Source organism: Tabrizicola aquatica, from assembly GCF_002900975.1.
GTDB classification, from domain to species: domain Bacteria; phylum Pseudomonadota; class Alphaproteobacteria; order Rhodobacterales; family Rhodobacteraceae; genus Tabrizicola; species Tabrizicola aquatica.
Map to the genome: position 1 here is coordinate 45,306 of NZ_PJON01000001.1, position 14,271 is coordinate 59,576.

Consider the following 14,271-nt stretch of genomic DNA (forward strand, 5'->3'; position numbering starts at 1 on the left):
TCTTACAAGTCGGTTAACGGAAGTCCATCGCGCCGCACCGGAACCGATTTTCTGCGAAAATCGGCGGGGGGTTCAGAGCCCCTCGAAGGCGCAAAGCGCGTGGACCTCCATCCCCATCGCTTCCAGCTTCTTGCGGCCGCCAAGGTCGGGCAGGTCGACCACGAAGGCGCAGCCCACGACCTCGGCCCCGAGGCGTTCGATCAGGCGGATGCCGGCCTCGGCCGTGCCGCCGGTGGCAAGGAGGTCGTCGACCAGCAGCACCTTTTCGCCGGGCTGCATTGCGTCGTCATGCACCTCGACCACCGCTTCGCCGTATTCAAGCTGGTAAGCCTGGCTGATGGTCTGGCCCGGAAGCTTGCCCTTCTTGCGGATCGGGACGAAGCCGGTCGACAGCTGGTGCGCCACCGCTCCACCCAGGATGAAGCCCCGCGCCTCCAGCCCTGCGACCTTGTCGATGCGCATCCCGGCATAGGGGGCCAGAAGCTGGTCGACGCACATCCGAAAGCCGCGCGGATCGGCAAAAAGCGTGGTCACGTCACGGAAGAGGATCCCTTCATGCGGGAAGTCGACGATGGTGCGGATATAGTCCTTGACGGTTTTCGGCATGGTCTTTCCCGGGGGCTAAAGAAGGCGGCCCGCGACGGCGTCGAGCTTGGCCAGAAGATCGGGGTCGCGCTTGTCGGGGGCGGTCATGAGGGCGTGGGCAAGGGCGCGGTCGCAGCCGTGCGGGCAAGGCTGGCGGTCGGGGTCCATCATGGCGGGCAGGCGGGCGACCAGGCCCCGGGCAGCCGCGGCGTTCGCATGGAGGACGGCGATCACCTGGGCCACGTCCACCGCTCCGTGGCTGTCATGCCAGCAGTCATAATCGGTGACCATGGCGAGGGAAGCATAGCAAAGTTCGGCCTCGCGGGCGAGACGGGCCTCGGAAAAGCCGGTCATCCCGATCACGTCGGCGCCCCAGGCCCGGTACATCCGGCTTTCGGCGCGGGTCGAGAATTGCGGCCCCTCCATCGACAGGTAGGTCGCGCCCTGGTGGACGGTCAGCCCCTCGTCCCGCGCGGCTTCGGCCGCGAGCGCGCCAAGGCGCGGGCAGGTCGGGTCGGCCAGGCTGACATGGGCGACGCAGCCGGGGCCGAAGAAGCTGGGCGGGCGACGCGTGGTGCGGTCGATATACTGGTCCACCAGGACGAAATCGCCGGGGGCGAACTCCTCACGCAGCGAGCCTACGGCCGAGACGGCGAGGATGTCGGTGCAGCCCAGCCGCTTCAGGGCGTCGATGTTGGCACGGTAGGGCACGGTGGCGGGGTCGTGGACATGACCCCGGCCATGGCGCGGCAGGAAGGCGACGGGCAGGCCATGCAGGCGGCCGACAAGGACCTCGTCCGAGGGCTGGCCCCAGGGGGTCGTGACCTTGACCCAGCTTGCGCCTTCCAGACCGTCGATCTGATAGACCCCCGATCCGCCGATGACGCCGAGCATGGTCTGCATGGGGGCCTCCTGTCCTGGTCGCCGGCAGGATAGAGGGCGAGCGGGGCGCGGGGAAGGGGGATTGGGGGCTGGGGTGGAGGGGGCGGAAGGGCTTGCCTCGGGGGGCGGCTCTGGCCATCCTGACCCAAAGCAGGAGGGCGACGGTGACGCGGACGATCGATCTGGCCGGTCTGGCGGATGAGGTGGAGCTTCGGGCAGGGTTGGGCGACCGGCTGATCGTCGCCCTGGCCGGGGCACCGGGTTCCGGCAAGTCGACGGTGGCGGAGAAACTGGTCGGCAAGCTGATCGGGCGCCGTCCGGGGCTAGCCGCGGTATTGCCGATGGACGGCTATCATTATGACGACCTGTATCTGGTGCCGGCCGGGCTGCGGTTGCGCAAGGGTGCGCCGCATACTTTCGACGTCGGCGGGCTTTACCACACGCTGAAGCGCCTGCGTGCGCGGGACGAGGACGAGGTGGCAGTTCCAGTGTTCGACCGGACGATCGAGATCGCGCGGGCCGGCGCCCGGCTGATCCCGGCCGAGGTGCCGGTGATCGTGGTCGAAGGCAATTACCTGCTGCTTGACCAGGCGCCCTGGGATCGGCTGCGGCCCATGTTCGACCTGACGGTGATGGTTGACGTGCCCGAGCATGTCCTACGGGCGCGACTGCGCGGTCGGTGGGACCGGCTGGGGCTGGACGAGGCTGCGATCCGGGCGAAGCTGGAGGAGAACGACCTGCCGAATGCCCGGCTGGTCCGCGAGGCCTCGGTCGCGGCTGACTACCGTCTGCAGAATCACTAGTGACGGCGTGCAGCTGATCGACAGCCACCAGCATCTGATCCTGCGCGACCGGCTGGGCTATGCCTGGGCCGACGCGATTGCAGCCCTCACCGAGGGCGACTTTTCGCCGGATGATTACGCGCGGCTGACCGAAGGTCGTGGGGTCGTGTGGACCATCTTCATGGAAACCGGCGTTGATGACGCGGATTACCAGGCCGAGGCCCGCCTGGTCGCGGGGATGGTGGGGCAACGCGGGATGCTGGGTCAGATCGCCTCGATCCGGCCGGAGGCGGCGGCGGGGTTCGACGCCTGGCTGGAGGAGGCTGCGGGCCTGGGAGTCGTCGGGTTTCGCCGTATCCTGCATGTGGTGCCAGACGCGGTGTCGCAGTCCGCAACCTTCGTGCGGAACCTGCGGCGGCTCGGGCGGGCGGGCTATTCGTTCGATCTGACCGTCCTGTCCCGCCAGCTTCTTCCAGTCGCGCTGCCCCTGTCGCGGGCCTGCCCTGATCAGGTCTTTATCCTGGATCATTGCGGGGTGTCGGACATCGCGGGCGGCGACTGGGAGATGTGGGAGGCCGGGGTCGCTACCGTTGCCGCCCATCCGAATGTTTTTGTGAAGCTTTCCGGCATCACCGCCTATTGCGCGCCGGGAACCGCGACGGTCGCGACGGTTCAGCCCTATGTGAAGCGTCTGCTGGACCTTTTTGGGCCGGATCGGATGCTTTGGGGCAGCGACTGGCCGGTAGTGGACCTTGGCGCAGGGTTACCGGGCTGGATCGACATGACCGGGGAATTGTTGGCGGGGCTGTCGATTGCCGACCGGCGGGCCATCGGCCACAAGACCGCGCGGCGGGTCTATCGGTTGCCGCGGGCCTGACCGGACGGTCAGGCCCGCAGAACTGTTACCCGGCGGCGCGCAGGCGTGGGCTGGCGGCCTGCGCTTCACCCTCTTGCCAGCCCTTGAAGCGGCTGACGAGCTGGTTCAACTCCTCGATCGACTGCGACAACGAGACGGTCGCGGCGAGGGTTTCCTCGAACATCGCAGCGTTGCGCTGGGTCGCACCGTCCAGGTCCCGCAGCGAGCCGTTCACGTCCTTGATCCCCTGTTCCTGCTGCGCGGCCGAGCCTGCGATCAGCGCCACGCTGTCCGAAATCGCGCTGACCGACTTGGTGATCGAGCCGACCACCCCGCCGCTTTCGCGCATTGCCACGACGCCGTCGCGGACATGCTGGCTGGATTCGTTGATCAGCTGGCCGATCTCGCGGGCCGAATCCGAGGCGCGCTGCGCCAGCGCCCGGACTTCCGAAGCCACCACCGCAAAGCCGCGCCCGCTGTCGCCGGCTCGCGCTGCCTCGACCCCTGCATTCAGGGCCAGAAGGTTGGTCTGAAAGGCGATGTCGTCGATCACGGCAATGATGCGGGTGATCGCCTCGGATGAGGTCTGAATGCGCATCATCGCGGCTTCGGAACGGGTGATGATCTCCATCCCGGCGGTTGCTTGCTTGGCTGCATCGCGCGTCAGGTCGCGGACCGTCTGGATGCTGCTGGTCGTGTCGCCGACAAGGCCGGTCATGTTGGTCATCGTGCTGGAGGTCTGGTTGATCGCCGAGGCGGATTTCTCGGTTCGGTGGGCAAGATCCTCGGTCGCGAAGCGGATGGCTTGCACATCGGCGTTGATCCGGCCGGAAGAGCTGGAGATCTCGGCCACGATCTTGCGCAGGGCGCGGACGGCCGCGTTGAAATCCATGCGCAGGGTCTTGTAGCTTTCCGAGAAGAATTCATCGATCGTCACGTCAAGGTCGCCGTCGGCCATGCGGCGCAGGGACTGGGCCAGGTGATCCACGACTTTCTGCTGGGCCAGACGGTTCTCTTCTTGCGCGGCCTCGTGTTCGGCGCGGGCGCGGTCCTGTGACGCGCGGAATTCGGCCTGGCGCTGTTGTTCGGCCGCCTCGGCCGCGCGGCGCTGCGCCTCCTGCTCACGCTCGGCGATGCGTTCGCGTTCCAGAAAGGCGATGCGCTCTGCCTCGGCCTTGCGGGCTTCGGCCTCCGCCTCGGTCAGAGAGCGGTCCATGTCGCGCAGGGCGCGTGCGATGTCGCCGATTTCGTCACCGCGTTCGGTATGGCCGACCTCGCTGCCTGCAACGCGCCGGGCGACGCGGTCCATGTCCAGTGCCAGACCATGCAGGGGACCGGCAATTGACCGCGAAGCGAGGATCGCCACGGCGCTGGTGGCGGCCAGCACGACCAGCCCGATGGCAAGGAACCAGTACGTCATCTGCGTGATCGGACGGAACAGTTCGGCCTGGTCGATCTCGGTCACCACGGTCCAGGATGTCCCTTCGACGTCAAGGGGATGCGTGGCAATCACGACCGGCTGTCCGTTGAAACCTATGGCCTCGGCAAAGCCGGGCGTTGCAGTCTTGGCCAGTTCCAGCACGGCTGGTGGGGCGGTTGCGGCCAGCACCTCGTCCGAGGGCGTCTTGTCGATATCGCTGCGCAGGACACCGTCCTGGCCCACCAAGTAGTTGACCATCGACGTCTCTTCGCCCCGATCCCCGTTCAGCGCGGCGTTCATCTGGGCAATCGGCATCTGGATCGCGACGACGCCCAGGATCGACCCGTCCCGGCCTAGCACATGCTTGCCCATGAAGGCGGCGGGTTGGTCGGCCGAAGGGGCGTAGGCCGAGAAATCCTCGAACACGAGGCCACCGGGCGCATCCAGCGCCATGACCCGGTCGAACATGCGCGCCAGGCCCGAGTCCTTCCAGGGGCCGGTGCGCAGGTTGGTGGCGAAATCAGCCTCTTTCGTCACGGTGAAGACGACATTGCCGTCGGTGTCGATCAGAAAGACGTCATAATATTCCATCGCCAGGGTCCAGGCCGAAAGCTCGGCCTGGACATCGGCGTGCAGGCGGTCGAAAAGACTGCCGGACCCGGCATCAAGCAGCTTGTGCCGTTCGGCGGGCGGGTGGGGGTTGTTGTCGACATAACGCGCACGGATGGCCGCCAGACCGCCGGGGTCGGTGCGGGCGGCCCGCGTCAGATCGGCCAGCCCGGCAATGACACCGCGGTTGTAGGACAGGCCGTTCAGGTCGGCCGATACCTCGCTTGTCACGGCTTCCAGCGTTTCTGCAGGCCCGTTCGAAGCTTCGCGCATCGTCGCCCGCGCGGCATCTGCCAGCGCGGTTTCCGCGCGGATATAGGCCGCCGCGGCGACCAGAAGGACGGCGACGGCGCTGATCGCAAGCATCACTGCCGGAAGCTTGCGCGTTAGTTTCATCGAGTTGAAATCCATGCGTCGCATATGGCGATCCCCTGGTTAGACTGGCGAAGCTTGCGAGCGCGCCATTGAGGAACGGTAAATTCCGCTCCCAACCCCCGCCCGAAATGCCTAAGATTTTCCGCTTCCCCAGCATAGAACGACCCCGGAGGCCGCGCATTGCGACCTGTCATTCGCGCTGGCCTTGGCCCGGATTTGTCGCTAACCTGTCACGCAGACCCGGGGGCACACCTGGGCTTGAGGCAGAACAGGCATATCAGGCGGTTTCCCCATGACTGAGATGGTCTATGGCTCCAATCCCGTTCGGGTAACGGAGCCGGTCATTCCCCGCTGGTGGCGGACGATCGACAAGTGGACGTTGACTTCGGTCTTTGTCCTTTTCGGCATCGGGCTGTTGCTCGGGCTTGCCGCCTCGGTCCCCTTGGCCACGCGCAACGGGCTTGAGCCGTTCTATTATGTCCAGCGCCAGGCCTTCTTTGGCGGCGTGGCGCTGGCGGTGATGATCGCGATCTCGATGCTGTCGCCGCCGATGGTGCGCCGGCTGGGTGTCCTGGGTTTTGCCGTGTCGATGCTGGCGCTGGTGCTGCTGCCGATCTTCGGAACGGATTTCGGCAAGGGCGCGGTGCGCTGGTTCAGCTTCGGCTTTGCCAGCATCCAGCCGTCCGAGTTCCTGAAGCCGGGCTTCGTGGTGGTGGTCGCCTGGTTGATCGCTGCTAGCCAGGATCTGGCGGGACCGCCGGGCAAAAGCATCTCGTTCGCGCTGACGCTGGTCGTGGTAGGCTTTCTGGCGATGCAGCCGGACTTCGGCCAGTCGGCGCTGATCCTGTTTGCCTGGGGCGTGATCTATTTCGTCGGCGGCGCGCCGATGACGCTGATCGCCATCGTCGGTGGCATCGTGGCGCTGGCCGGGCTGGTGTTCTACGAAAGCTCGGAACACTTTGCGCGCCGGATCGACGGGTTCCTGTCGCCCGATGTCGATCCGCGCACCCAGCTGGGCTATGCGGCGAACGCGATCCAGGAGGGCGGGTTCTTCGGCGTCGGCGTCGGAGAGGGCCAGGTGAAATGGTCGCTGCCCGACGCGCATACCGACTTCATCATCGCGGTCGCGGCTGAGGAATACGGGCTGATCCTGGTGCTGGCGATTCTGGCGCTGTACGGGGTTATCGTCGTCCGCTCGCTGGGCCGCCTGCTCGCCGAGCGTGATCCCTTCGCGCGCCTTGCGGGCACGGGCCTGGCCTGCATCTTCGGCGTGCAGGCGATGATCAACATGGGCGTCGCGGTGCGGCTGCTTCCGGCCAAGGGAATGACGTTGCCCTTCGTCAGCTATGGCGGCTCGTCCGTCATCGCGGCGGGGATCACGATGGGGATGCTTCTGGCCCTGACGCGGGACCGGCCGCGCGGGCAGATGAGCGACGTCTTCCGGCGGGGTCGGTGATGGCAAAGCTTCTGCTGATCGCGGCGGGGGGCACGGGGGGGCACATGTTCCCGGCCCAGGCGCTTGCCGAGGCGATGCTGGCGCGGGGCTGGCGGGTGAAGCTGTCCACGGATGACCGCGGTGCGCGCTATGCCGGAGGGTTTCCGCAGGCGGTGGTGGTGGAGCGGGTGGCAAGCGCCACATTCGCGCGGGGCGGGGTGGCGGCAAAATTGCTGGCGCCGTTCCGCATTCTTGCGGGTGTCCTTGGGGCGCTGGTCTCGCAACTGCGCGACCGGCCGGCGGTTGTGGTGGGCTTTGGCGGCTATCCGTCGATCCCGGCGCTGAGTGCGGCCTGGGTGCTGCGGCGGCCGCGCATGATCCACGAACAGAACGGCGTCCTTGGCCGGGTGAACCAGGTTTTCGCGCGCCGCGTGGACAGGGTTGCCTGCGGCACGTGGCCCACGGCCCTGCCGGCCGGCGTCACGGGAGAGCCGACGGGCAACCCGGTGCGTCAGGCGGTGCTGGACCGGGCTGCCGCCCCCTATATCCCGCCGGGGGATTATCCGATGTCCATGGTGGTGATCGGCGGCAGTCAGGGCGCGCGCATCCTGTCTGATGCCGTGCCAGCCGCCGTGGCGCTGCTGCCCGAGGCTCTGCGCGCGAACCTGCGCGTCGCGCATCAGGCGCGGGACGAGGACGCCGCGCGGGCCACGGCTGCATATGAGGCGGCGGGGGTCCGGGCCGAGATTGCGCCCTTCTTCGCCGACATTCCGCGCCGGCTGTCCGAGGCGCAGCTGGTGATCAGCCGCTCGGGTGCCTCATCGGTCGCGGATATCAGCGTCATCGGGCGCCCGGCGATCCTGATCCCTTATGCGGCGGCGACCGGAGACCACCAGATGGCGAACGCCAAGGGTCTGTCTGACGCAGGGGCAGCCGTCGTCCTGCCGGAGAAGGCGCTTGACGCGGCTGCCCTTGCAGGCCACATCGCCGCGATCCTTGACGACCCGCATCGGGCCGAGACCATGGCCCGTGCGGCCCTGGGCGAAGGCAAGCCCGACGCGACCGCCCGGTTGGTGGCGCTGGTCGAAGACTTAGGCGGAGACACGCAATGAACGCAGCAACCAAGCTTCCGCTGGAACTGGGCCCGATCCACTTCGTCGGCATCGGCGGCATCGGGATGTCCGGCATCGCCGAAGTCCTGATGACGCTGGGCTATCAGGTGCAGGGGTCGGACGCGAAGGCGTCAAAGATCACCGACCGACTGGTCAAGCTGGGTGCAACCTTCTTCGAGGGCCAGACGGCCGGGAACATCGGCGAGGGGGTCTCGGTCGTGGTGATCTCGTCCGCGATCAAGAAGGGCAACCCCGAGCTGGAGGAAGCGCGGCGCCGCAAGTTGCCGGTGGTGCGCCGGGCCGAGATGCTGGCGGAACTGATGCGCCTGAAGTCGAACATTGCCATCGCCGGGACACATGGCAAGACGACGACCACAACGATGGTGGCCACGCTACTGGACAAGGGCGGTTTCGATCCGACCGTGATCAACGGTGGCGTGATCCATGCCTACGGCTCGAACGCGCGGGCCGGGGCAGGGGAGTGGATGGTGGTCGAGGCCGACGAGAGCGACGGCAGCTTCAACCGCCTGCCCGCGACGATCGCCATCGTGACCAACATCGACCCGGAACACATGGAGCACTGGCACACCTTCGACGCGCTGCGGAAGGGGTTCCTGGAATTCGTCTCGAACGTGCCGTTCTATGGTCTTGCGGTGTGTTGCACCGACCATCCCGAAGTGCAGGCGCTGGTGGGCCGGGTAACTGACCGCCGGGTGGTGACCTTCGGCTTCAACGCTCAGGCCGATGTGCGGGCGCAGAACCTGACCTACGAGAATGGCGTGGCGCATTTCGACATCGCCCTGCAGGGCGAGGGCGGGATGATCGAGGGTTGTACCTTGCCGATGCCGGGGGACCACAACGTGTCGAACGCGCTTTCGGCGGTCGCGGTGGCGCGGCATCTGGGCATGAAGAAGGACGAGATCCGCGAGGCCCTGGCTGGCTTCGCCGGCGTGAACCGCCGCTTCACCAAGGTTGCCGAGGTGAACGGTGTCACGATCATCGACGACTACGGCCACCATCCGGTCGAGATCGCGGCGGTCCTGAAGGCGGCGCGGCAAGCCACCAAGGGGCGGATCATCGCCGTCCACCAGCCGCACCGCTATACGCGGCTGGCCAGCCTGTTCGAGGAATTCTGCACCTGTTTCAACGAGGCGGACGTCGTCGCCATCGCCGAGGTCTATGCCGCTGGCGAGGATCCGATCCCCGGTGCCAGCCGCGACGATCTGGTGGCCGGCCTCATCGCCCACGGCCACCGTCATGCCCGGGCCTTGCAGGACGAATCCGAACTGGCACGCCTGGTGCGTGAGCAGGCCCGGCAGGGCGACATGGTGGTCTGCCTCGGGGCCGGGACGATCAGCGCCTGGGCCAATGCCCTGCCGGCCAAGCTGATGGGCCAGGCTGCATGAGGGGGAACAAGACTTTTTCAAAAGTCCTGGAAACTCCTTCGAAGGAATCTGGCCCTTGCTGCCGGGTAGACCGCGCATGAGCCTGCCGTTGATCCTTGGCGCGCTGTGGGTGGTCGCCTCGGCCATCACGGCGATGCTGCCGATGCGCCAGCAGATGATCCCCGGCATCGCCCTTTTGCTGGCCGCTCCGGTCCTTCTGGTGTGGATCGGCTGGCTGCATGGCTGGCTTTGGCTGGCGATCGGGCTGTTCGCCTTCCTGTCGATGTTCCGCAATCCGCTGCTTTACTTCGCGCGTCGGGCGCTGGGCCGGCCGGCCCCGCTGCCGAAGGAGCTGGAGAAGTGATGGTCCCCCTGGCCCTTTGCATGGTCTGGCTGATCGCGGCGAATGTCATCGCGATGTTTCCGTCGCGCGACTATCACTGGCGGGCGGCCTATGGGCTGATCGCGCTGGGTGTGCCGCTTTTGGGCTGGGTCACCTGGGAGTTGGGGCCGATCATCGGTCTGGCGATCCTGGCGGCGGGGGCGTCGATCCTGCGCTGGCCGGTGGTCTATCTGTGGCGCTGGGTGCGGCGGCAGTTGGGTTAAGGGGCGGATGCCCCCTTGATCGGCACCGCAAACCGCCGCAGAAGGCGGACATGACGACGCTTCCCACCCCCCGCGGCCCCCTCACTCCGAACCGGCCCCTGGCCGACCTGACCTGGCTGCGCGTCGGCGGGCCGGCGGACTGGCTGTTCCAGCCGGCCGACGAGGCGGATCTGGCCCAGTTCCTGGCCGAGCTTGACCCCAAGGTGCCGGTCTTTCCCATGGGTGTCGGGTCGAACCTGATCGTGCGGGATGGCGGTATCCGGGCGGTGGTGATCCGGCTGGGGCGCGGGTTCAACGCGATCAGCGTCGAGGGCGACCGAGTGATCGCCGGGGCCGCGGCCCTGGATGCGCATGTCGCGCGACGGGCGGCCGAGGCAGGGCGTGACCTGACCTTCCTGCGCACCATCCCCGGCAGCATCGGCGGCGCGGTGCGGATGAATGCGGGCTGCTATGGATCATACGTCGCCGATGCGCTGGAGGAGGTGCGGATCGTCACGCGCGACGGCCGCGTGGAAACCCTGCCCGCCGCTGCCCTGTCCTTGCGCTATCGGCAAAGCGACCTGCCCGAGGGCGCGGTGATCGTCGCCGCCACCTTCCGCGCAGCCCCCGGCGACCCCGCTGCGCTTGAGGCGCGGATGGCCGACCAGATCGCCAAGCGCGACGCCAGCCAACCGACAAAGGACCGCAGCGCGGGGTCCACCTTCCGCAATCCGGCCGGCTACAGTTCCACCGGGCGGGCCGACGACACGCATGAGTTGAAGGCCTGGAAGGTGATCGACGACGCCGGGATGCGCGGTGCGCGGATCGGCGGGGCACAGATGTCCAAGATGCACTCGAACTTCCTGATCAACGCGGGTGGCGCCACCGCCGCCGATCTGGAAAATCTGGGCGAGGATGTGCGAAAAAAGGTTTTCCAATCAAGCGGTATCACGTTAGAGTGGGAAATCATGCGGGTCGGAGAACACCTGCAGAAATAAACAATCACGGGTCGGCAACAGACCCGGATGAGGCAGAACATGGCGGGCGCATCGAGCAGGATGGCCCCCAGAGTGGCGGTGTTGATGGGTGGGCCTTCCGCTGAGCGGGAGGTGTCGCTTGTCTCTGGGCGCGAATGCGCGCAGGCGCTCCGGGAGGCCGGGTATGAGGTGGTCGAGGTCGATTGCGACCGCGATCTGCCTGCGCGTCTTGCTGACCTGAAACCCGATGTCTGCTTCAACGCGCTGCACGGCCGCTGGGGCGAGGATGGCTGCGTCCAGGGCCTGCTGGAATGGCTGGGCCTGCCCTATACGCATTCCGGCGTGCTGGCTTCGGCGCTGGCGATGGACAAGGTAAAGACCAAGGAAGTCTACAAGGCGGCCGGTCTGCCGGTGGTCGACAGCGTGCTGGCCTCGCGCGAAGCGGTCGAGGCGGGGCATGTCCTGCCGGCGCCCTATGTGGTGAAGCCCTACAATGAAGGCTCCTCGGTCGGGGTCTATATCGTCCGCGAAGGGTCGAACGCGCCGCGTCTGTCGGCGACGATGCCTGCGGTGGTGATGGTGGAAACCTACGCCCCGGGACGCGAGCTGACGACGACGGTGATGGGTGACCGGGCGCTGGGGGTGACGGATATCATCACTGACGGCTGGTACGACTATGACGCGAAGTACAAGCCGGGCGGCAGTCGGCATGAGTGCCCGGCGAAGATCCCCGCCGAGATCGAGGCGGCCTGCCTGGACTATGCCCTGCGCGCGCACCGCGCCCTCGGCTGCCGGGGCGTCAGCCGCACCGATTTCCGCTGGGATGAAAGCCGAGGCCTTGCGGGCCTGATCCTGCTGGAGACGAACACCCAACCGGGGATGACGCCCACCTCGCTGGCGCCCGAGCAGGCGGCGATGCAGGGGATTTCGTTCCCCGATTTCTGCGCCTGGATGGTGAAGGACGCGTCATGCAACCGCTGACCGCCCAACGCGCGACCCTGCGCCGCACGCCGCCGCGCCGCGACCCTGCACCGTCGAAGTGGGCCTACCGGCTGCAACGCTGGATGCTGACGCCCTATGTGCGGCTTTTCCTGCGCACCGGTCTGCCGACGATCGTCCTTCTGGGCGGGATCGGCGTCTGGTTCAGCAATGAGCCGAACCGTCTGGCTCTGGTCGCGCAGCTGACCCATCTGCGCGCGGAATTCGAGGCCCGGCCCGAGTTCCGCGTCAGCCTGGCCCGGATCGAGGGCGCGTCGCCCGAACTGTCCGAGGCGGTGCGCGCCCGGCTGGCGCTGCCCTTGCCGATGTCGTCCTTCGACATCGACCTTGACGCCGCGCGCGAGCGGATCGAGGCGCTGGATGCCGTCCTGCGCGCGGACCTGCGGGTGCGCTCGGGCGGGGTGCTGCAAGTGATGATCACCGAGCGCGAGCCGGTGGCAATCTGGCGGACCGAAGCCGGACTGACCCTTCTTGACGACTCCGGCCACCGCGTTGCGGGCTTGTTGTCGCGGGCCGACCGGCCCGACCTGCCGCTGGTGGCCGGCGAGGGTGCCGACCGCGCCATGCCCGAGGCGCTGGCCCTGTTCGATGCGGCCGGCCCCTTGCTGCCGCGTATCCGGGGCCTGGTGCGCATCGGCGACCGGCGCTGGGATGTGGTGCTGGACCGCGACCAGCGCGTGCTGCTGCCCGAAAAGAACCCCGTTCAGGCGCTGGAGCGGCTGCTCGCGCTGGACCATGCCCAGGACGTGATGACCCGCGACGTGCTGACTGTCGACTTGCGGTCGGACCACCGGCCTACCCTTCGCCTTACCCCCAACGCCCTTGCCGAGTTGCGCCGCGCACAAGGCATCGAAACCGTGGAGAACGAACTGTGACCGATCTCTATACTTCCCAGCGCGCGATGCGGAACATGCGTCGGGCTGCCATGCAGCGCGGCGTCATCGCCATTCTTGACGTGGGCACTTCCAAGATCGCCTGCCTGATCCTGCGCTTTGACGGTCCCGACCGCCTGCGCGAACAGGACGGGGTCGGGCCGATGGCCGGGCAAAGCCAGTTCCGCGTCATCGGTGCGGCGACGACCCGGTCGCGCGGCGTCCGCTTCGGCGAGATCGCCGTGATGAACGAGACCGAGCGTGCCATTCGCACCGCCGTCCAGGCAGCGCAGAAGATGGCGAACGTCCGCGTCGATCATGTGATCGCCTGCTTCTCGGGCGCGGCCCCCCGCAGCTATGGCTTGGCGGGTGAGTTGGAGTTGCAGGACAGCGTTGTCACTGAACAGGACGTCAGCCGCGTCCTGGCCTCGTGCGACGTGCCGGACCTGGGGCAGGGGCGCGAGGTGCTGCATGCCCAGCCCGTGAACTTTGCGCTGGACCATCGGTCGGGCCTGGGCGATCCGCGCGGGCAGATCGGGCACCGGCTGGCCTGCGACATGCACCTTCTGTCGGTCGACGGCGATGTGGTGCAGAACCTGCTTTACTGCATCAAGCGTTGCGACCTGGAACTGGCGGGGATTGCTTCGTCGGCCTATGTCTCGGGGATCTCCTCCCTCGTCGAGGACGAGCAGGAGTTGGGTGCCGCCTGCATCGACATGGGCGGCGGGGCCACGGGCCTGTCGATCTTCATCAAGAAGCACATGATCTATGCCGACAGCGTGCGGATGGGCGGGGATCATGTGACCTCGGACATTTCCAAGGGCTTGCAGATCCCGATGGCGGTGGCCGAGCGGATCAAGACGCGCCACGGCGGGCTTTACGCCACCGGCATGGACGACCGCGAGATGATCGATATCGGCGGCGACAGCGGCGACTGGGAAAAGGACCGCCGCCAGATCAGCCGGACCGAGCTGATCGGCATCATGCGCCCGCGCGTCGAGGAAATCCTGGAGGAAGTGCGCGCCACGCTGGATGCGGCGGGCTTTGACAGCCTGCCCAGCCAGCAGATCGTGCTGACCGGCGGCGGCAGCCAGATCCCCGGCCTTGATGGACTTGCGACGCGCATCCTGGGGCAACGTGTCCGTCTGGGCCGCCCGCTGCGCGTGCAGGGCCTGCCGCAGGCGGCGACGGGGGCGGCCTTTGCCAGCGCGGTCGGGCTTTGCCTCTTCGCGGCGCATCCGCAGGACGAATGGTGGGATTTCGAAATCCCCGCAGAACGCTACCCGGCACGGTCGCTGCGCCGCGCGGTCAAATGGTTCAAGGATAACTGGTGACCACCATATCCTGCACCCCAAGCGAAATACCGCTGAATTCCGGGACAATCGCCCCAGATTTTG

General features: G+C 67.3%; 14 protein-coding genes. 11 read left to right on the forward strand and 3 right to left on the reverse strand.

What is annotated here, in order from left to right:
• Positions 1-72: 72 nt before the first annotated feature.
• Positions 73-606, reverse strand: coding sequence for an adenine phosphoribosyltransferase (locus CXR42_RS00230; RefSeq protein WP_103255517.1), 534 nt, complete (start codon positions 604-606; stop codon positions 73-75).
• Positions 607-621: 15 nt separating this feature from the next.
• Positions 622-1,488, reverse strand: a complete 867-nt coding sequence (locus CXR42_RS00235) for an S-methyl-5'-thioadenosine phosphorylase (protein ID WP_103255518.1) — start codon at positions 1,486-1,488, stop codon at positions 622-624.
• Between the two features lie 143 nt (positions 1,489-1,631).
• On the opposite strand from CXR42_RS00235, the gene CXR42_RS00240 reads away from it, so the two are divergent.
• Both CXR42_RS00240 and CXR42_RS00245 read left to right on the forward strand, forming a co-directional pair.
• Positions 1,632-2,270, forward strand: a complete 639-nt coding sequence (locus tag CXR42_RS00240) for a nucleoside/nucleotide kinase family protein (protein WP_103255519.1) — start codon at positions 1,632-1,634, stop codon at positions 2,268-2,270.
• 7 nt (positions 2,271-2,277) lie between these two features.
• Positions 2,278-3,126: an amidohydrolase family protein gene (locus tag CXR42_RS00245; protein WP_103255520.1), complete on the forward strand. Its 849-nt coding sequence runs from the start codon at positions 2,278-2,280 to the stop codon at positions 3,124-3,126.
• 25 nt (positions 3,127-3,151) lie between these two features.
• On the opposite strand, the gene CXR42_RS00250 is transcribed toward CXR42_RS00245, so the two are convergent.
• Positions 3,152-5,530, reverse strand: a complete 2,379-nt coding sequence (locus CXR42_RS00250) for a methyl-accepting chemotaxis protein (protein WP_180995938.1) — start codon at positions 5,528-5,530, stop codon at positions 3,152-3,154.
• A gap of 271 nt (positions 5,531-5,801) precedes the next feature.
• Between CXR42_RS00250 and CXR42_RS00255 the strand changes: the two genes are divergently transcribed.
• The 9 genes from CXR42_RS00255 (at position 5,802) to ftsA (ending at position 14,208) form a co-directional block, all read left to right on the forward strand.
• Positions 5,802-6,965 carry a peptidoglycan glycosyltransferase FtsW gene (locus tag CXR42_RS00255; RefSeq protein ID WP_103255522.1) on the forward strand — a complete coding sequence of 388 codons (1,164 nt, stop codon included), beginning with the start codon at positions 5,802-5,804 and terminating at the stop codon, positions 6,963-6,965.
• Complete coding sequence (locus CXR42_RS00260; RefSeq protein WP_425444833.1) at positions 6,965-8,056, forward strand: UDP-N-acetylglucosamine--N-acetylmuramyl-(pentapeptide) pyrophosphoryl-undecaprenol N-acetylglucosamine transferase; 1,092 nt, start codon at positions 6,965-6,967, stop codon at positions 8,054-8,056. The genes CXR42_RS00255 and CXR42_RS00260 overlap by 1 nt, the downstream gene beginning before the upstream one ends.
• Positions 8,053-9,462, forward strand: coding sequence for a UDP-N-acetylmuramate--L-alanine ligase (gene murC, locus CXR42_RS00265; RefSeq protein ID WP_103255524.1), 1,410 nt, complete (start codon positions 8,053-8,055; stop codon positions 9,460-9,462). Before CXR42_RS00260 ends, murC begins: the two co-directional genes overlap by 4 nt.
• A 76-nt stretch (positions 9,463-9,538) precedes the next feature.
• Positions 9,539-9,805 (forward strand): DUF2484 family protein, encoded by a 267-nt coding sequence (locus CXR42_RS00270; protein ID WP_103255525.1) that lies wholly within the window; start codon positions 9,539-9,541, stop codon positions 9,803-9,805.
• Positions 9,805-10,047, forward strand: a complete 243-nt coding sequence (locus CXR42_RS00275; protein ID WP_103255526.1) for a DUF2484 family protein — start codon at positions 9,805-9,807, stop codon at positions 10,045-10,047. The genes CXR42_RS00270 and CXR42_RS00275 overlap by 1 nt, the downstream gene beginning before the upstream one ends.
• A gap of 50 nt (positions 10,048-10,097) precedes the next feature.
• Entirely contained in the window at positions 10,098-11,024 is a 927-nt protein-coding gene (gene murB, locus CXR42_RS00280; protein ID WP_103255527.1) for a UDP-N-acetylmuramate dehydrogenase, read from the forward strand.
• Between the two features lie 39 nt (positions 11,025-11,063).
• The gene (locus tag CXR42_RS00285) at positions 11,064-11,984 is read left to right on the forward strand and encodes a D-alanine--D-alanine ligase (protein ID WP_180995939.1); all 921 of its coding nucleotides are present in this window, start codon (positions 11,064-11,066) and stop codon (positions 11,982-11,984) included.
• The gene (locus CXR42_RS00290) at positions 11,972-12,877 is read left to right on the forward strand and encodes a cell division protein FtsQ/DivIB (RefSeq protein WP_103255529.1); all 906 of its coding nucleotides are present in this window, start codon (positions 11,972-11,974) and stop codon (positions 12,875-12,877) included. Before CXR42_RS00285 ends, CXR42_RS00290 begins: the two co-directional genes overlap by 13 nt.
• The gene (gene ftsA / locus CXR42_RS00295) at positions 12,874-14,208 is read left to right on the forward strand and encodes a cell division protein FtsA (protein WP_103255530.1); all 1,335 of its coding nucleotides are present in this window, start codon (positions 12,874-12,876) and stop codon (positions 14,206-14,208) included. The genes CXR42_RS00290 and ftsA overlap by 4 nt, the downstream gene beginning before the upstream one ends.
• Positions 14,209-14,271: the final 63 nt, after the last annotated feature.

Bases quoted from the DNA above. Each gene is read 5' to 3' on its own strand.
- CXR42_RS00230 (WP_103255517.1), bottom strand. From the start codon at position 606: ATGCCGAAAACCGTCAAGGACTATATCCGCACCATCGTCGACTTCCCG.
- CXR42_RS00235 (WP_103255518.1), bottom strand. From the start codon at position 1,488: ATGCAGACCATGCTCGGCGTCATCGGCGGATCGGGGGTCTATCAGATC.
- CXR42_RS00250 (WP_180995938.1), bottom strand. From the start codon at position 5,530: ATGAAACTAACGCGCAAGCTTCCGGCAGTGATGCTTGCGATCAGCGCC.
- CXR42_RS00255 (WP_103255522.1), top strand. From the start codon at position 5,802: ATGACTGAGATGGTCTATGGCTCCAATCCCGTTCGGGTAACGGAGCCG.
- CXR42_RS00260 (WP_425444833.1), top strand. From the start codon at position 6,965: ATGGCAAAGCTTCTGCTGATCGCGGCGGGGGGCACGGGGGGGCACATG.
- murC (WP_103255524.1), top strand. From the start codon at position 8,053: ATGAACGCAGCAACCAAGCTTCCGCTGGAACTGGGCCCGATCCACTTC.
- CXR42_RS00270 (WP_103255525.1), top strand. From the start codon at position 9,539: ATGAGCCTGCCGTTGATCCTTGGCGCGCTGTGGGTGGTCGCCTCGGCC.
- CXR42_RS00275 (WP_103255526.1), top strand. From the start codon at position 9,805: ATGGTCCCCCTGGCCCTTTGCATGGTCTGGCTGATCGCGGCGAATGTC.
- murB (WP_103255527.1), top strand. From the start codon at position 10,098: ATGACGACGCTTCCCACCCCCCGCGGCCCCCTCACTCCGAACCGGCCC.
- CXR42_RS00285 (WP_180995939.1), top strand. From the start codon at position 11,064: ATGGCGGGCGCATCGAGCAGGATGGCCCCCAGAGTGGCGGTGTTGATG.
- CXR42_RS00290 (WP_103255529.1), top strand. From the start codon at position 11,972: ATGCAACCGCTGACCGCCCAACGCGCGACCCTGCGCCGCACGCCGCCG.